The 19,604-nt window shown below is 41.9% G+C and carries 9 protein-coding genes and 1 pseudogene; all 10 read right to left on the bottom strand.

All coding sequences use genetic code 11. The features are described from left to right. Positions 1-60 precede the first annotated feature (60 nt). Positions 61-627, bottom strand: a complete 567-nt coding sequence (locus tag B5F77_RS15960; protein WP_239445730.1) for a hypothetical protein — start codon at positions 625-627, stop codon at positions 61-63. Next, positions 628-2,070, bottom strand: a complete 1,443-nt coding sequence (locus B5F77_RS15955) for a beta-galactosidase (RefSeq protein WP_239445729.1) — start codon at positions 2,068-2,070, stop codon at positions 628-630. A gap of 157 nt (positions 2,071-2,227) precedes the next feature. Further along, positions 2,228-5,263 (bottom strand): annotated as a pseudogene (locus B5F77_RS04615) (glycoside hydrolase domain-containing protein). Between the two features lie 22 nt (positions 5,264-5,285). After that, positions 5,286-8,225 (bottom strand): glycoside hydrolase family 2 TIM barrel-domain containing protein, encoded by a 2,940-nt coding sequence (locus B5F77_RS04610; RefSeq protein WP_087328350.1) that lies wholly within the window; start codon positions 8,223-8,225, stop codon positions 5,286-5,288. Between the two features lie 6 nt (positions 8,226-8,231). Continuing rightward, positions 8,232-10,889, bottom strand: coding sequence for a beta-galactosidase (locus tag B5F77_RS04605; RefSeq protein ID WP_087328347.1), 2,658 nt, complete (start codon positions 10,887-10,889; stop codon positions 8,232-8,234). 85 nt (positions 10,890-10,974) lie between these two features. Beyond that, positions 10,975-13,662 carry a beta-galactosidase gene (locus B5F77_RS04600; protein WP_087328342.1) on the bottom strand — a complete coding sequence of 896 codons (2,688 nt, stop codon included), beginning with the start codon at positions 13,660-13,662 and terminating at the stop codon, positions 10,975-10,977. Positions 13,663-14,106: 444 nt separating this feature from the next. Beyond that, the gene (locus tag B5F77_RS04595) at positions 14,107-14,847 is read right to left on the bottom strand and encodes a DUF4469 domain-containing protein (RefSeq protein WP_087328340.1); all 741 of its coding nucleotides are present in this window, start codon (positions 14,845-14,847) and stop codon (positions 14,107-14,109) included. 48 nt (positions 14,848-14,895) lie between these two features. Then, positions 14,896-17,295, bottom strand: coding sequence for a glycoside hydrolase family 95 protein (locus B5F77_RS04590; protein WP_162607951.1), 2,400 nt, complete (start codon positions 17,293-17,295; stop codon positions 14,896-14,898). 87 nt (positions 17,296-17,382) lie between these two features. Next, a complete protein-coding gene (locus tag B5F77_RS04585) occupies positions 17,383-17,844 on the bottom strand; it encodes a hypothetical protein (protein WP_087328331.1) in 462 nt (153 codons plus the stop codon). A 19-nt stretch (positions 17,845-17,863) separates the two neighbouring features. Next, positions 17,864-19,603 carry a RagB/SusD family nutrient uptake outer membrane protein gene (locus B5F77_RS04580; RefSeq protein ID WP_087328328.1) on the bottom strand — a complete coding sequence of 580 codons (1,740 nt, stop codon included), beginning with the start codon at positions 19,601-19,603 and terminating at the stop codon, positions 17,864-17,866. Position 19,604 lies beyond the last annotated feature (1 nt).

Genomic DNA, 19,604 nt, shown 5'->3' with positions numbered 1-19,604 from the left:
AGATTCTATTTGAGTTCCATTTATTTCACACGACGCATGGCCAATAGAAACGTAGCGTAACTAGGCCTCCTCTATTTCCGAGAAGGTATGCATACAAAATACGCGGGTCAGCTCCTCTCCTATTGCCGGCGCTATATAATCAGCTTCAGACAAAGGAGATACCATCTGTATTTTAGCCCTCAGATTTCGCGCTTCACCTTGAAAACATTGGGGAGCCATAAAACCGCCATTTTGGAAGAACGAAACCTGTGCGGAAGGCGATTCATCTATCAACGTTATGTTACCCTTATCCACTATCAAAGCAGAAGACGTAAGAGCTACGAATTCCTTCCCATCCAGTTCCCCTTTCCAAATTTGATCCGATTCCTCCTCTGTTAAAGTAACCAAGCGTACCACACTCTCATCTGTCTGCTTAATTTCCACCAGGCAATCCCTCCCCGCATCCAACGAATGGATAAAATACCCTTGCTTTTCCTTTTGGCAAATACCCTTGCTTGTTTGAATAGCTGCGATATTTTCTTCCGCTAAAGCATATTCTGCTGGAATAGCATCATCTTCAAAGAAGAAATAGGTACGATTCTTTCCCTCTTTCACCCAGCAAACAGGTTGCGCCGTAGCATATTTCAACTAAATACCCCCTAACTCCAGGTTGAAAGGCCAGAAAAAGTAAGTACCACCCTTTACTGTTGTCTTCTGGCGCGGCATACGGATTGTCTCCTCCTTCAGCTTGACGGTAAATTGAACCTTTTTGTAATCCTCCCTATCATGTTTATACAGATAATTTGAACAGAAAAGATAACCTTTCTTCCCATCGGAACGAACCGCCCATTGCAAATTTTCGCGCTTTTGATTCGAGGTAGGCAGATAGGCTACCATCGAAGCCAAATCCGTACCCCAATCATTCATAAAGTAATTATATTTCTTTACCTCTTGCATCACAGTGCCTAACGTTCCGTACTCTCGGATGGGAGCCTGATAATCATAACTAACACGTGGTCCAGATGATTGCATCGTAGTCGCTTTCCCTATAGGGTTCGTTCCGCCGGCATACATGTAATACCCCATTAAATTGGCACCGCATCCCAGACGAAGATTAATCATTTCGCCAGCCATCTCTTCCGGGACTACCGCACGTCGCTGGTAAAAAGCTGTCGTACCGACACCAATTTCGCAGGTAAAGAAGGGAGAGTCATTACCCTCGCCACTCAGTGACTCTACATCTCCATCCAATTTGATAATATCCGTCCCAATATTATCCGACAAACGATTATAGGTAAAAAACTCGAAGTTTCCTGTCGGGATTTCTTCTTTGCCATGCGCTGTCCACGGAGCTTCGATATAAAAACCAGCGTATGGGATAATCTCACCCTTCGGATATTCGCTATCCATCCAATGCGTCATAGAATAAATCGGTACGTCGAAACCTATATCTACTGCCATTTGCTTCAAAGTAGTCAGGTGTGGAATGATCTGTCCATGTTTTACATATTCATTTTCCAGTTGAATAGCCATAATCGGACCTCCATCCTTATAAAGCAACCCACGTACCTGCTCAAAAATAGATTCGTACCATCTTCGGCTATAGGCTAAATAAAGCGGGTCGTTCGAACGTGTCTCTAAGTTTGCATTATTCACAATCCAGTCCGGCAAACCACCGTTACGAATTTCCGCATTGCAATAAGGTCTGATACGAAGATGGACCTTTAATCCTAATTCGTCGCAAAGCAAGATAAAACGGCGAAGGTCCAAATTACCCTTCCAAGAGAGCTCGCCCTCAAACTCTTCGTGTAAGTTCCATATACAATAAGTAGCAACAATATTAATCCCCGAAGCTTTCATCTTCAGTAAAGCATCCCGCCAATAACGCGCATCCATCCGATTATAGTGGATTTCTCCCATGACAGGCAAAAGAGGCACTCCACCCTCTTCCATATACAAATTATTTACCCGAATTTCCTTCCCAGTTGGCCCCGGATTTCCCAAATTCAAATATTCAATTTCCGGATATTGGACTTGGGATAAGTCTATTTTATGTTGGGCAGAAGCACTCCCTACCGCCAATATCAACATACAAAAAAGTGTTTTTCTGTTTATCATCTTTTTCTTCTAATGAGTATGCAAAAGTACACTATAAAATAGATGGGTGTCAATGGACAAAATTATGTTAGAGTTGGATAATCTTACGATTTAGCAATACATTCGCCTATAATCCATCGAAACGCTTTTTTTAACGCCTCCCAACATAAATCAACCACCCTTTCCTTGGTGCTACTTCTATTTCATCGCCCATAGTCCAAGTCTTATGCTCTTGGAACGTTGAGATTTCCGGAGCAACCAAAGGTTCAGATAGGTTTACCCCTTTCAACTTCTTCTTATCAAACACCAAACGGACCCTCTTTACCTCGTCCGTGTAGTTGCCGATAGACAATAAGAGGCGATTATCCTTTTCGTATACAGTCACTTTGACCGCATCGTCCGTCGCTTTCACAGGTACATCCTTTTCCCAATAACCTATCATCCGGGAATCGGCTATGCCAAACTCATCCCATATCTTCCAGATAGGACGCGGGTCGCATATAACGCCTTCCGTAAACCAAGGATGCCGAACCGTCATTCCATACTGCATACCCAACCATTTGTTTCCGCCCCGATGCAACATATCGCCCATCAATCCATACGGGATACCCGACGATTCCACCAACCAGTTGGCCGGCGTCATTTTATCGTAAATAAAACTCTCACCAAACCATATTTTATCTACATACGGGAAAAATTCCATATACTGGTTAGCCGGTCCTTTCGAGAACCCGGTATTCGAATGCAAGTCGATAATGCAACCTGGCTTTACCTCATCCATGGCACGGCGCATCCGTTGCAAAATATCCCGGCCAAAGGAAACATCGTCCAGATAAATCCCGTCAATATCCAGATTCTTTACCATCCAGCGCAACCCCTCTATATAATAATTGTACCACCGGGAATTATCTTCCGTAGTAAGTAAAGCCGCATCGGCCGTTATAGGCATATCGTTCTCATCAAAATGCTGATACCATTGGGGCGTATAACCAGACACCAAATGCTCGCGGCACCAAGGGAAGCCGCCGCCATCGCCCCCACGTAATATTTCCGTGCCCAAGCTCCTGATAGCCCACAATTCCGGAAATGCGCTGGTCAATTCACGCAACGTATAATACAATTTGACTTTGCAGCCTTTCTGATGCCATTCCCGGATAAAAGGTTTCAACGTATCTGTCACCAAGAACGGGTAATTGATGTACGGATTATATTTATTGGCATGATGGATATTGATAATCTTAACACCAGCCTGCACATCCTCGTCCGTAGGTCTCGGTGCCGCGCCATTGTGATAATAGCGGTCTTCGAACTGGCTTTTATGATTCAAAGGCTTAACCGGCGTAACCGTCAAGGCAAAATCAAACCGAATCGTATCCGATGCCAGCAAATGCCGTGCCCCGCTATACACCGTTACCAACGTCTGCTCCTTTTCCTGCTGAATCCGGAACCCGCCTTTCCCTTCGTTGTCCCAGCTCTTGGGATAAGCCGGACGATACGCATTCAACAAGGGACCTGAATAATTACTTCCGCGTAATTCGCAATGGATGCCGGCGTGGGCATTTCCTATCCAAAAACTATCAAACGGCCATAGCTAATTGGCCTGTTTATTGACAGGTATCGACACGCCATGATTATCGACAGTCGTCACCGGCGTATTCCATTTGCCATCATAATAGGCAGGCGTATCCTGCCCCGGAAGTCCTGCTCCCAAGAAATAACTCCCCACGCTATTCTTTACTGGCAATTCCAACCGGATATCCTTGATTTGTAACTCTCTTTTCGGAACAATGGAATAGACATAATTCATCCATCCGTCAAACTCCATCCGAACCGTGCAAGCTATATCCATATCCGCATCCCCGGCTTTCCAAACGGCAGATACATGGGTTGAAGCCTGTTCCTCTAATTGATACCGGGCCTCATAATGCTTTATCCCCTCCGCTGTTTCTACTACGAAACGAACCGGAGACTCCAAGACAGGAGTATCCCAAGCTGTCACCTGCTTCGGCAAAAGGCTCTCCTTATCCAACGCGACTTCGCGTCCCAAACAAGAAAAAACGGAATTGCGGAATTGCACAGCCTCATACGGCCGTGTCACCTCGTCTGCCTCGCCCAAAGTAGAATTTAACCAACGCAAACGGCTATGTCGCCAAGGTTCGTTATCGCCCCGGTCGGCCAGCACATCTCCTTCGATGCATATCGCAATCTCCTGCTTCTGTTCCCCTTGCTCACTTTTTATGGTAATAGTGCCAGTATATGTTCCCAGCTGTACATTCTGCGGTATATCCACTCCAAACCACAAAGGCTGTACGCTATCCCGTGCTACCGTAACCTGCTTTCGGAATGGTTTGCCCTGCACATTTATCCCTTCGGTATTAAAACAAGTAATGGCAGAAGCGGGAATACGTGCTTGCCCGGAGACCAAGTCCGTTGCTTCGTAAGTCAGTCCGCCCAGCACCGCATCCGGACTCCACACTCCTATCTGGAAAGCATAATACTCATTTGGCTGCGCACCTCCCCGGAATGCCTCCCCTTGCTTATGCTCCATCCACCTCTGAGGTAAATAGTGCTTCATCCGAATAGGATATTTACGGTCTTCCGGAAACAGATAAAACGCCTGGGAGCAAGTTTTACGGTATGCTTCCGTCTCCGCTTCCGTCGCAATTACCTCCATCGGATAAAAACTATCGAATGCCGTGCGAGATTCAATCCGCACCACCTCCGCCTCTTCCGGTTGCCCCGTTAATGCGTCCCAATTGGATTGTAAGACAGGGCTGTCCGGCAAATAATCGCCATAATAAGCCCCGTAACCTTTCTGAACCGTATATGGCAAGTAATAAAAATAGTAAGTCCCGGCCTCCGAAACCGGTCCGAAGAGGATACGGCATTCCTCGTTATCAACCTTCACCTTCTTGACGTTCGGAATCGTATCTCCAGTTTCCGCATTGACAAGCAAAAACCGGCGGCTTTCCGGCGATTTATCCGGACGACGCCATTCCATATCCAGACTTACCACCGAAGCCGCCTTCGGGACTTCCAGCACCGCCCGATGATTCCCGAAACTTTCTGCCCAAGGCATAGCAGCCGTTCCATACACATACTTTCCTTTCCCTGCATCCGTCTGAGCTGCCGAAATGTAAATGTATTTTAGTACAATAAAGATGATCAGGTAAATTTTTGTTTTCATATTTTGCTATTTATACTTTTATTTAAAACTTAATCTGTAACCATCCTGCAAAATCACCATCTTCCGCCAAATAAGCATCCAAGTACTTCGTTCTATTGGCATCATAATTCAAATAAAATTCATTCCCTGAATCAGAATAATTTGCTACCAAGAAAGTAATTCCTTCAGGAAGGACCCAAGCCCGGAGATGTTGCTTCCCGTTCGATTCTATCGTAAGCGTATCTCCAGCTTCAGAAATGAACCGCCCTTTTATCAGATGCTGTTTCGTCGACCTGAAATCATTAGAACCATATTCATTTCCATCCTTATTGAACCCATGTTTAGGAATTGTCCTATCCAACAAATAATTCGATTGGGTTTCCGGATAGAAAGTTTTTGCTGTCCCTTCCGTACGTCCAATATGATTCTCTGGGTAAACACTCCATAAGCCTTTTCTCTTCCACCACAATGTATTATAGCTCTTAGGAAGGGTAAAACCAACGCCTATCTGCCGGATTTTATTACCTAATTTTGCCAAGTTCAACACATAATTCACCCTCATCCGATTCATCCCATCAAAATGATATTCCAATTCCACCGGATTATCGCCATATTTGCCTCGGACTATAATCACAATCCCATCCTCCTTATCCTGCAACGTTTCCGACAAGAATGTCCAATCAGACAGAGGAGCAGAAGCAAAATGAGCTTCACCTGTTGATTCCTGCGGGATATAATCTATCACCTCGTTTTCTTTCAAATGGGGAATCGCGTACATATTCAATCCTCCGCTTATTATCTCTTCTCCTCGCTTCCGTATGGAAGACAAGACTCCCGAATTGCGATTAAATACATATTGAATATCCTTAGAACAAATCACATAAGTAGAATCTGTAGACATAACTTTCACATTTCCTTTCCTTAATTCAGGCATCAGATAATAAGCACGATAATACCTCGGTACATTCCATCTGGATATTTCAAATCCACGGCGGTCTTTCATTATTAATTCGAGCGTATCGCCCCTCATAATATGCGGAATACACAATGTACCTTGGTCTCCGGGAGCAATATCGGCTGAAACTATCCCTTCTTGATTCCCATCTTTCCAAACTATATCCACTTGATTTGCATTCTGTATATTATAACGATTTTCCAAAGCCACGAATGTATTCCCGCCGGATATTGAAAAGTTCTTACTCAAAACGACCAAAGGAGCATAACCCATTTTCATGTGCCAAAATTCCGGCTTTTCCCGACGGAAACCATCAACAACGCCCCACGGACCATAACCACACGGTTGATTTCCTTCAGGATAAAACATCTCATCATTACAACCCCAAATACCCAAACCGGCAATTGAAGGCGATTCCTGCATAAAATCCACGAAATACTTTAAGTAATCACCCCACATATCCCGTAAACCCGGATCTGTGATATTTTCTGACGTATTATAACAATTCAAATGCAATGCCTCCCCAAACGTAATAGGACGAAAATAATTTTCAAAAGCCATCAATCCTTTCCAACCCGGATAATGTTTCGTTCCTATATCCGTAGCCTTAATGATTCCATGCGTTTCAGAATGGGAAAACTTAACCGGAATTTGAGGAGTTTCTTCTTTCGCAAACAATAAACAAGGATAAAACTTCGGACTCCATACACTTTCATTTCCTAACGACCATATCAAAATGCAAGGATGTTCCCGGTCTCTTAATAACATAGAGGTAAAACTATAAAAGATTTGTCGCATTCGGTCATACGTATCAGGAGCAGATTCCCAACAAACAGGAGCTTCATCTTCCACAAAGATACCATATCTATCACACAAATCCAGCATATAGCTATCCGGCGTATAATGGGAAGTACGAATAAAATTACAATTCGCATCACGCAATTGTTTTATATCATCATGTAACAATGCCGTATCTTTCAATGCGCGACCATCGTAAGCTCTTATATCATGTCGTGCAACACCTCTCAACTTCACAGGAGCATTGTTTACATATAACACATTACCCCGCTTTTCAATCTTCCTAAAGCCAATATTTTTCTTCAATACTTCTGTTTTTACCCCTTTATCCAATAAAGAAACTTCTACTGTATATAAAAAAGGTGTTTCAGCATGCCACAATACAGGATTCTTTATGAGAATCGTGTCCATATCTTTTATCGGAAAGACCTGATTAAATACCTCTTTCGAAGACAAAGATAAACCTTCTATGCCTCGCTCCTTAATCGTTACTTGTATTCGGGTATTTTTCATGCTCTTCGATAGCGATGTCTGTATATTTACATAGCCTTCATCCAGATTCTCCGACAACGATGCTCGGCAATACAAATTATTTATATGCTTTTGAGGTAATGCGATTAATTCTACATTACGCAAAATGCCACCTACTTGATGCTTGGCATAATGAGATATTTTAGAAATATCACTTGCCAATGATTCACTCCGCACATAAAGCATCAGTTTATTAACTCCCGGTACTAAAAACGAAGTTAAATTCATCTCAAATTGCGTCATGGAACCTTGATGCGTACCCACCAAGCGACCATTCAAATATAATTCACACTCACTTTCAACCGCTCCAAAACGTATCAAAACCTCTTGTGTACTCCAATCAGAAGGAAGTTCAAACTCTTTATAATAACCGGCCCATCCACCCGGTTCTACTTTAAACGACTCCATGTACCATTCAGAAGGTACAGAAGTAGGAGACCACTCCTTTCCCGGATGTTGGATTCCATCCCTCTGTTCCTTTCCCAAACTTGCAAACAACCATTCTCCACACAAGGAAACAACCGGTTGTTTCACATCTTTCACCCAAACCGGGACCGGCGTATGCCTTACGCTTATATCCCGTTTTAAATCTACATAAACATCTTTCGCTTGTTCAGAAGTAAAAAGCGAATCCTTGTGATAAGCATTCGCACAAACACTTACCACAAGGAATAATAATATACTTACGTATCGCATCATCTTTATTTACTTTACCTTAAACCGATACTCTTGCTTCACCTCAATCCCGGAAATCTTGGGATAAACGCAATCGGCTGGATTGACATTCTTTTCGAAATAGATAGGTGCGTCGGCCGATTTCAAACCGTCAATGCGAATAATGATCGGATTTACATCTGCTGCTTCCTTCAATCGATCCACACTGACAATCCAATCCGTACCATCATAATAAGAATCAGCAACCAATTGTCCGTTTTGATACAAATTCGCTACATCACCCTGATATTGAATGTACATACGCGTCTCTTCCTCCCCTCCTTTCGCACGCGGAATGTTCACTTTATACAAAGCCAAATGTTCTTCAGGAGCAAAAGCAGCCGGTTTCTTTCCTGGCGAAGTTACTATCCGCACCGGTGTTTTGGTTTCAGAGGTAAGCCAAGTTGCATCCGTATTCCAAACAATTCGTTCGCCATTCTTGAGCAAGATTTCCAACTCTGCGGCAATGGGTTGGTTGGCGACGGCAAATACAACACGGTTTTCTTTCGTATTAATCTGGGAAGTTACGTCTGCCAACCAATAATCGCCCGCTTGATGAGCCTGAATTTCCTTTCCATTGATAGCACACGAAGCATTTCCGGTTGATGCGTAATGCAAATAAGCACGTTCCACATCCGAGAAGGTATGAAGCGTAAACGAACGCTCCACATCTTTTCCCTCCGACGGCATAATCCATTCGCTTTCCGCCAACGGTGCAAGCGAATGATACGTCGCTTTCAGGCTTCTCGCTCCACCTTGGAAATTCCTTTCTTGAAATTTACCTCCCTTATAGAAAGAAATCTCTGCCTGCGGAGCATTGTCAATCAAGGTCATCTCATCTTTATCTACAATCAACGAAGAAGTACTCAAAGCCACAAACTCTTTCCCCCGGATTTCGCCTTTCCAGAGTTGGTCAGACTCCTCTTCTGTCAAGGTTACGAAACGTACTTTCTGCCCATCCGCTTTCGTTATCTCAATCACACAATCTGTTCCTGCCTCCAATTGATTAACGAAATAACCCTTCTTCTCCTTCTGGCAAACACCTTTCGATACGGTTACATTCTTTATGCCTTCACCAGCTATGGCATATTCACCTGGAATCCCGTCATCCTCGAAGAAGAAATAGGTCATATCCTTACCCTCTTCCAAAGAACAAACAGGTTGTGTAGTCGCATATTTCAACAAGACATCGTCCAGATTCTGATTAAACGGCCAAAAGAAATAGGTACCACCTTTCACTGTCGTCTTCTTTCGTGGCATACGGAAGGTCTCATCTTTCAATTTCACGGTGAATTGTACATTCTTAAAGTCATTCCGCTCGTGCTTATACAGATAATTCGAACAGAAAAGATACCCTTTCGTCCCATCCGAACGAACCGCCCATTGCAAATTCTCCCGGTCTTGATTTGAAGTTGGCAAATAGGCCACTGCAGGAGCCAATGCCGTCCCAAAGTCATTCATGAAATAATTGTATTTCTTTACCTCCGGCATTACTTTTCCTAACGTACCGTATTCACGAACAGGAGCTTGATAATCATAACATACACGCGGACCTGACGATTGTGTCGTAGTTGCCTCTCCTACCGGATTCGTGCCGCCGGCATACATATAATATCCCATCAGATTGGCACCACATCCCAAACGCAAGTTAATCATCTCACCAGCCATTTCCTCAGGAACAACCGCACGCCGTCCATAGAAAGCCGTTGTCCCGACACCAATCTCACACGTAAAGAAAGGTGAATCATTATTTTCTCCGCTCAACGATTCCACTTCGCCATCCATTTTGATAATATCTGTCCCAATATTATCCGATAAACGATTATACGTGAAGAACTCGAAATTACCCGTTGGAATTTCCTCTTTCCCATGTGCCGTCCAGGGAGCCTCAATGTAAAAACCGGCATACGGAACGATTTCCCCCTTCGGATATTCGCTATCCATCCAATGCGTCATCGTATAAATCGGTACATCAAAGCCTATCTCGACCGCCATCTTCTTCAAAGTTGTCAAATGCGGAATAATCTGCCCTCGTTTCACATATTCATTTTCTAACTGAAGTGCCATAATCGGGCCTCCATCCTTATACAACAAACCTTCTATCTGCTTATAAACAGCCTGATACCAACGTCGGCTATATGCCAAATAGAGCGGGTCGTTCGAACGCGTCTTCAAATTTTTGTTATTGACAATCCAATCCGGCAAACCTCCATTCCGAATCTCGGCATTGCAATACGGACCAATACGCAAATGCACCTTCAAGCCCAATTCCTGGCAAAGCATCACAAACCGGCGCAAGTCCAAATTTCCTTTCCATGAGAGTTCACCCTCAAACTCCTCATGCAAACTCCAGATACAATAGGTCGCCACGATATTAATCCCCGATGCCTTCATCTTTAGCAACGCATCCCGCCAATAACGCGAATCCATCCGGTTGTAATGAATCTCACCCATCACAGGAAGTTGCGGTACGCCGCCCTCATCCATATACAAATTATTCACCCGGATTTCCTTCCCCGCAGGTCCTGGATGTCCCAATTTCAGATATTCAATCTTGGGGTATTCCACACGACTTAAATCAATTTTGTATTGGGCCGAGGCACTCCCCACCGCCAATAACAACATACAACAAAGTGCTTTTTTGTTCATAATATTCTTTCTTTTATTTAGTTGCAAAAATACATATTAAACATATTGATAAAAATAGACAAAACATTGACGGATTTGGATAATCTTACGGTTTGGGGGCTTTTGTTGATAATTTTAAAGGTAATACATATTCTTGTTCCATGTGAATGTTACGTATTACGGGTTGTAAACAATCTGTACGGGAAATATTTTTTTCGAAATATATTCCAGAATCAATTGATTTTAATCCATTAATACGTATAGTTAATAAGGGATTTTCTTCAATTAATTTTGTGTATCGATTTAATCCAATTATCCAGTCTGCGCCATTAATAAATACATCGTGAATAAGGTGTTGTCCCAAGTATGCATTGGCAACGTCTCCTGTTGCATTGATATAAAGTCTAGTAGCTATATCAGGACACATATTAGTAGGTAATGCTACTTGAAATACAGCTAAATGTTCACGATCATCATATTTTGTAAGTTTGTGAATTGGAATTTCAGTTTTTACCGGAGTGTGTCCATCTGTATCATACCATAACTCATCTGTATTCCATAACCAACGAGTACCATTTGCTAACAATACTTCTATTTCAGCCGTTATCCCTTCTTGGGTATTGCCTGTTTGAAAACAGATTTCATTCATACCAATGCGACAGGCTTTTGATACATCTGCATAACGATAACCTTGATAGTTAGAAGTTGCTATTTCTTTCCCATTGATAAAGACTTTCGTTTCTTCTGTAGCTTGCATGCGCAAATAGGCATGTTCGATAGTCGACATGCTGCGTGCATCGAAAATACGCTTCACAATATTTCCTTTTAAAGGACGGATACACAAAGCTTTTTCCATTGGAGGCACAATTACAGCTTTTGCTTTTCGTGAAATATATTCTGATGAATAAGTTTGGGTTGTAAACTTCCCTTTAGTAAACAAATCAATGGTTTGACTCGGATTTTCTGAAGCAATAAAAATGTCATTTTTATCGAAATAGATAAATGATTCGCTTAGACTGACAAATTTTTTCCCATTAACTTCTCCTTTCCATATATAGTCCGATTCTTTTTCTGTGAGTAAAGTGATGCAAATGGATGAACCATTTTTAGCCTTTACTTTAATTTGGCAATCTTTTCCGGCTTGTAATTCATCAACAAAATAAACATCCTTTAAGCGTTTTACTTTTCCATTTAATGCTTGGACATCTTGTACATTTTCTGTTTTGAAACAAAATTCGGCAGGAATGCCATCATCTTCGAAAAAGAAATAATAACGTGTATCATTTTCGTCTAAATAACAAATCGGTTGAGCTGTTGCATATTTCAGAATAATACCTTGTAAATCCAGATTGAATGGCCAAAAGAAATAAGAACGGTCTTGAATCGTTACTTTTTTATGTGGCAAACAGATTTTTTCTTCATTTAAATCCAATTCAAATTGTACGTGATGATATTCTTTGCGTGGATGTTTGTGTAAAATATTAGAACAAAATACATAACCACTTTTTCCATCTGTACGGACTGCCCATTGTAAATTTTCACGATTCTGATTTGTTATGGGTAAAAAAGCACGTTTTAATACCAATTGACTACCAAAATCATTCATGAAATAATTTAATTTTTTTGCTTCTTTTAAAGCTACCCCCATTTGTCCAAACTCACGAATCGGAGCTTGGTAATCGTTACTTATTCGAGCTGTTGCACGAGCCGTTGTATATTGTTCGGCTATGGGATTCGTTTGACCTACATACATATAATATCCCATTAGATTGACGCCACATCCCAAACGGAGATTGATATTTTCACCAGCCATTTCTTCAGGTACTACGGCGCGGCGCATATAATAATTAGGAGAACCAAGTCCCATTTCACAAGTGAAATACGGAGAATCGTTGGTTTCATCGTCTAATGTTTCTACCTTTGCATTTGTTTTAATAAAATCATTTCCTATATTATCTGATATTCGATTGTAAGTGAAGAATTCTTGATCAGTAGTAGGATTCTCTTTGTTGCCAAAACTAATCCAAGGGGTCTCCAGATAATATCCTGCATAAGGAATGATTTCCCCTTTTGGATAATCACTCATCATCCAGTGTGTCATGGAATATACAGGTACGTCGAAACCTACTTCTATGGCAATTTTCTTTAGAGCCATCAAATGAGGTATTACCATTCCTTCTGTTACATATTCGTTTTCTAATTGAATGGCAACAATTGGCCCGCCATCTTTATATAATAAACCTTTTATTTGGTTGAATAAACTCTGATACCAATATCTTACATAGTTCAAATAAAGAGGATCGTTTGTACGGGGTTTTAATTTTTTGTTGAATTCTATCCAGTCGGGAAAGCCTCCGTTTCTGATTTCGGCGTTGCAATAGGGACCTAGTCTTAAATGTACTTGAAGCCCTACTTCTTGACACAATTCTACAAATTTACGTAAATTGTTCCTTCCACTCCAATCTTGCCTTCCTTCAAATTCTTCATGAAGGATCCATAAAGTATACGTAGATACAATATTAACTCCAGAAGCTTTCATTTTCATTAAAGCTTCTTTCCAGTAGCGTTCGTCCATCCGATTATAATGGAATTCTCCCATTACTGGAAGTTTCGGTTTCCCTGCTTCTTCCCAGTAAAGATTGTTTATTCTGATTTCCCTACCTTTTGGTCCCGGATTTCCCAATTTTAGATACTCAATCTTAGGACATTCAATACTACTTAAATCAATTTTGTATTGGGCAGATATATTCCCTGCTACCAATAACAACATACAACAAAATGTTTTTACGTTCATGATATTCTTTCTTTTTAAATTTGTTGTTTATAATACTTTTATGAACCTCTTCCCCAACACTCTCCCTATCGGTAAGATTGAGGGCACGGCGTATGACCCTTATACCGTTCCATTTTCAAAACTTTTTCGTACCTTTGAGGCGCAATAAGCCTCCTTTCTGTATTAAGTTCGACAATATGGAGGAGGAATCCGGGGAGTTGCCAGCTTGCTTTGACTGCGAATCAACATAAAGCTGCAACTCCCTTTTTCCAATCTCTTTCTTTAGAAATTCTGCTTCACTACCTCAGGAAAACAAGGTGGAGTATTTGCCTCGTCTTCCTTGGTAATGCTTCCAAGGCACTCTTGGTAATACTACCAAGACACCCTTGGTAACGCTTCCAAGGCATCCTTGGTAACACTACCAAGACAGGCTTGGTAATGCTTCCAAGGCATCCTTGGGAAATTTTAAACCAACGTTACGTTGTAAGTCAGTGTACGCGGAGTCTTCAGCACGGTACCACCATCCGAGAAATAAGTCTCAATTTCCAGGCGATACTTGCCCTCGGCGAGGTCATTCGGCACGTTGAATACCACGCGGGAGGGTTCGTTGTAGAGGACGTCGGTCACAACCGTCGGCACTTCCAGGTCGCTGACCAGCCGGATTTCGTGCAGCGTCACACCGTCCTTCTGCACGCATTTGACTTTCCGTCCGGAAACCTCTGCCGCATGGCCGCGGATGAGCGAACCGTCCGTCTTGCTCGACTGTAAGTCCTTGACCTGCAGTATTACGGCACCGCCCAGCTCCTGTTTTTCCACAATCTCAAACTTGACTTCGCCCAACGCCTCGCGCAAAAGCGCCGTACCCGACACGTTGATAGAGAGTTGCACGCCCTCGCGCGGTTCGCCCTTCGAGTTGAAGACGCCCGAAATGGAGGGTTTGTAAATAAAGTACTCGCCGGCAAACATGTTGCCATTCAGCAACATCTCGACGATTTTCTGCTCTGCCAGTTTCTCGATGTGCTCGACCGTTTCCGGGCGGTACTCCGTGCGCTCGATGGAAATCTCGTTCGCCACGTCCGCAAACGTCTTCGTACTTCGATACTTCTTGATAGACGCCGTGTAATCCTCTTTGTCATCCACGGTGATGGTGTTTTCACGCAGCGTAAGCGGCCACATGAATTCACGGCCTTTAACAATTAGGACCATAATGTTACGAATTTAGAATGTTTATAAATCTGTTAATTAACTCACTGTCTAAATAATCATTGTTTTCGACTGATAAGGAATTTGTTTTACAAAACGTTTTCCGTTCATTACAATTTCTATCGAAGGATTGCCCTGATGCCTGTCGTTTTTAATAACAAGTTTTGTTATTTTGGCATCCTTCCATTCCATGTCAATTTCAAATCCGCCACGGATTCGCAATCCGTAAATATGTCCGGAAGGCCATTCTTTGGGTAAAGCTGGCAATAATTCTATGACCATCAATCCTTGTTCGTTCAGGTTATGAGATTGCGCTAGCATTTCGCATACGCCAGCTACATAACCCATATTGGCATCAATTTGGAAATTTGTGCCTCCACTTAGCAGATTGGGGGAAAGTCGCTCCATCGATCGTCGGATGAATTCGTATGATTTTCCTGCATTCCGCATTCTGGCCCAGAAGCTAATTTTCCAGGCTAAGTTCCATCCCCCGCTACTGGGTCCCGGCTCGAAAAGTTCAAGCGTCCTTTTTACAGCTTGGATATAATCTGGATTGTTTTGTGCAATTAAATGTCTTCCTGGATGAAAACCAATTAAGTGGGATAAATGATTTTTATTATACCCTTTAGGTCTGTCCAATCCAATTTCCATCCATTCTTGTATTTTCCCTTCTGGGTCTATCCAATAGGGTCGGGTATGTTGTAGTAAATCTTTTGTTTTGTAATATAAGGCATCCCTTATACCCAACGTATCACAGGTAGCAATGAAGTTCAAGAACAATTCCCCGTTCAAAGCAATATCTTCTGCGGATTCTTTAGCGCAAGAACCTTGGTATCCGTTCGGAGTGATAAAATTCGCTTCCGTAGAGACTGCATACGGTGGAACATAGAACCCTTCTACATCTTTTTGTAACCAATCAACAAGAAATTCAACAGCTCCTTTCAAGATAGGATATGCCCTTTCTTGTAAAAATACCTTATCCTGCGTATATAGGTAATGCTCCCACAAATGCATAGTTAACCAAGTTCCTCCCCCTGAAAAATTAGCCCAACAAGGTTCTCCTTCATAATTACCCACGGGAGCGGATTGCCTCCATAAATCAATATTATGATGGGCTACCCAACCATTACAGCCATAATTAATGCGGGCTGTTTCTTTTCCTGTTTGGGATACTTCTTGAATCAAATCCAATAACGGCTCATTACATTCAAATAAGTTTGTAGGCAAGATAGGCCAATAATTCATTTGTGTATTGATATTGACTGTATAATTGCTACTCCAAAGCGGACGAATATTTTCATTCCAAATGCCTTGTAAATTTAAGGCTTGTGAATGGGGCCTTGAACCGGAAATGGCTAAATATCGTCCCATTTGAAACGCCAATACAGGTAAATAGTTATTTTCTCCTTTTTTAAAACTATCAAAATACATTTCTATGTATCGATTATCTTCTTCCTCTCCAAGAGAAAAATCCAATCGATTAAATAATGTTTGATAATCAGAAATATGCGTATCTAAAAGTGCATTATATGTTATTCCTTCCAGTTTTTCCAAATCATCATACGTTCGTTTTTTACAATTAGCCCCTTGTACGGAAGGTGATTTATCAAATCCATTAAAACTTGTCCGTGCAGCAAAGTATATAGTGGTACTCGTTGCATTTTTGATTTGTAGTTTGTCTTTAAATGGAATAATTTTTCCATCAGTCTCTGCTATTTGTAAACATGCAGTGTAGTTCATGCCTTTTCCTTCATCGAGATTGTCATAAACAACAGGATTTTCTGTATTTAGATAGTTAGGATCAACATGCTTTGGCGCTTTTCCATAAGCTTCTATTAGATTATCATTTATAAAAACTTTCCGTTGGTGTTTTCCAGATATACCCATATTAAAATTCAATGCACCAGGTTTATCAGCCTCTAAACGGAGAACAATTACTTGATTAGGAAAACTGGAAAAATAAGAACGCTTATAAGTAACGTCTCCTATTTTGTAAGAAACTTTAGCTATAGCTCTATTTAAATCCAATTCCCTTACATATTCAGTAGGTGTACCATTCTCTTCAAATGCAATATCTATATTAGCCAATGGTTGGTAAGACTGATTGTATGGACCTTGCATTTGCTTAGCCAGCTGATCTGCTAACTGATGTTCTCCTTTTCCTAATGCTTTCCTAATTTGGGGTAATACATCTTTGGCTTTTGGATTATTCCAATTTTTAGGCTCTCCAGACCAAAAAGTATCATCGTTGATTGATAATTTTTCTTTAAAGACATCACCATATACCATAGCTCCTAACCTACCGTTCCCTATAGGTAACGCTTCTCCAAAATTTGTTGCCGGATGTTGATATTTTAGGACAAGGGAATTTTCAGAATAACAAGGTGTAATCACATTTCCTAAAAAACAAATGATTAGATACAACAATTTACTATATTTCAGTGTAATCATAATATAGCTTAAAAATTTAGTCGTTTTTTTGAGGATCCAAAAGGAGTATCTACTATCTCCTTTTGGCATCCTTAAAAAATAAATATATTACTTATTGAAGCTATCTATCCGAATGGTCCAATCAGCCTTATCTCCATTTCCAGCGGTTACCGTATAAGTAAACTCCCTTGCCGAGAAATCAGACGGAAATTCGCCCATGACCGGTGCGTTGCCTACCGGCGTAATGCGGGCTGCTGTCGAGGCATCCACATTGATTGCCAATGTGCTTAACGAGACTTGGTTGCGAATCTCTTCTGTGAATACATCTGTAGCAGCGGGTACCGTAATGGTGCAAACCGCCTCTTGGGCGGTAGCATCAATACTGTTTTGCACACTCATTTCCATAACGTGCATTTGCTGGTTGGTTTCATCCCACCAACGATATTCGAACCGTACGTTCGTGATTTCGTTCAAGTCGTATGTTTCTAATTCATCCAATCCGGCTTTCAAGCACGACGTGTTCATCAAAGCCAATGCGATAAAAGTCAAATAAATATATAACGTTTTCATTTCTATTGTTTTTTAATGATTACCAACCTTCATTTTGATCCAACGACGGATTATTCACACGTTCGCTTTCCGGAACTGGGAATAAATAACGCTTCGTCGTAAATACACGTTCGTTGAAAGACCGCTGGTCTGGCAACTCGATGAACTCGAAGCTCTTTCCATCTTCTGAAATACTTATAGCCTGATGTGTCTTGGTCAACTCTTCCACAATCGGTTTTCCATCGGCTTTGCCCCAACGCAAGAGGCTCCAATAACGGTCTCCTTCGTGTACCAGTTCGACGCGGCGCTCGCGCTTATAGGCTTTCCAAGCTTCATCCGAAGTCAAAGTCGTAGGGAGTGCAGGCAGGCCGCCATGTACCGTGCGGGTTTTGTTGATGTATTCGATAGCTACAGGGATATTGTTTTGCCGTAGCATGACTTCCGCATAATTCAAATACGAACGTCCTAAACGTAACACAATGTAGTGGTAATTCGTTGGGTTTGTATTCAACAACGGTTTGGCTGTATAAACGCCTTTGCGGTAAATATATCCAGTGATGGAAGTACCCCAGATAGAACCTACTTTGCTACCCCAATGCAAGTTGCCTTTGTCACGCATGGTAATAAGGCTGTTGAAATACATGGAGGAATCTTGTACGATCGTCGCATAAAAACGGGCATCCCTGTTTTTATAGATCGCTTGCGATACGTAACCGCCGTGCTGCTGGTAATTTTTGTAATAGCTGGTTTCATCCCAGTCCTTTGCCGTACCGTCTTCGTCGATTACTTCATATTCCGAAACCAAATCTGAGGAAGGGAACATAGCGATCCAACCTTCAAAGGCATCATTTAAATCTGGCGTAGCAAAGTCAGTTTTTTTATCATTGGATTGGTTCGGCACCAAGTATTGCATCCATGTAGCATCAAAATTCGTGTTGTTTTCATGACGCCATTGTGCCAATATGATTTCTTTGGAACCTTGCGAATGGTCGAAATCATTGAATAGGCTCTCGTAATTCGTATCCAATTCGTATTGCCCCAATGCAAAGAGATTTTCACTTGCCTCTTTTGCAATGGCATAATATTCATCTTGTCCGTTTTCGATGTAGGCTGCCCCGTGCAAAGCTACTTCGGCCATTAAGGCATAAGCTGCGCCTTGCGTTAACATACCTGTTTCTGCTGTAACGGGAAGATCCGGAGCAGCTTCTTGCAAATCTTTCAAGATGAAGTCATACGTATCCTTCACTGTATTTGTTCGGGGTAATTCCATATTTTCTTCTGGGGCAAGTACTCGATCGACAATCATCAGTTTTCCAAACAAACGGGCACGGCTAAAATAAATCATCGCACGCTGCATCTTGGCTTGTGCAATCAAATACGCTTTGTCTTCTTCTTGGAAAGTTGTATTTTCAGCCATCTTTTCTAATGTTAGATTACACTTGCGGATGTTTTCGTACACGTCGCCTACTTTATCGTCGCTGCCACCGCCACGTGGATTCCAACCAACATCAAAGTAGCGGTCTATTTGCTCTTTGTTAACGTTTGATGCGGTTCCATCATCCTGAATCACATCATTGTCTGTCCATTTATCCTCCCAAATCAATGTGCCTGTAGCATAATTCAAAGAAGGATATAAGAAAGATTGTGCTAACTCGACGCTTTCCCAAACTTCATTTTCAGTATAAGCATCCAATGGCCCTTTATCCAAAACGTCACTACATGCCGTACTGCCCATTACCAAAGCTACGGCCATCATTGTTTTTACTAAGCTCTTTTTCATA

This window comes from Parabacteroides sp. An277, assembly GCF_002159645.1.
GTDB lineage: Bacteria > Bacteroidota > Bacteroidia > Bacteroidales > Tannerellaceae > Parabacteroides.
Note: the sequence above shows the minus strand (reverse complement) of the source record. Positions and strands in the feature narration are given on the sequence as shown.

Bases quoted from the DNA above. Each gene is read 5' to 3' on its own strand.
- B5F77_RS04610 (WP_087328350.1), bottom strand. From the start codon at position 8,225: ATGATGCGATACGTAAGTATATTATTATTCCTTGTGGTAAGTGTTTGT.
- B5F77_RS04605 (WP_087328347.1), bottom strand. From the start codon at position 10,889: ATGAACAAAAAAGCACTTTGTTGTATGTTGTTATTGGCGGTGGGGAGT.
- B5F77_RS15955 (WP_239445729.1), bottom strand. From the start codon at position 2,070: ATGTTGATATTGGCGGTAGGGAGTGCTTCTGCCCAACATAAAATAGAC.
- B5F77_RS04585 (WP_087328331.1), bottom strand. From the start codon at position 17,844: ATGAAAACGTTATATATTTATTTGACTTTTATCGCATTGGCTTTGATG.
- B5F77_RS04595 (WP_087328340.1), bottom strand. From the start codon at position 14,847: ATGGTCCTAATTGTTAAAGGCCGTGAATTCATGTGGCCGCTTACGCTG.
- B5F77_RS04580 (WP_087328328.1), bottom strand. From the start codon at position 19,603: ATGAAAAAGAGCTTAGTAAAAACAATGATGGCCGTAGCTTTGGTAATG.
- B5F77_RS04600 (WP_087328342.1), bottom strand. From the start codon at position 13,662: ATGAACGTAAAAACATTTTGTTGTATGTTGTTATTGGTAGCAGGGAAT.
- B5F77_RS04590 (WP_162607951.1), bottom strand. From the start codon at position 17,295: ATGATTACACTGAAATATAGTAAATTGTTGTATCTAATCATTTGTTTT.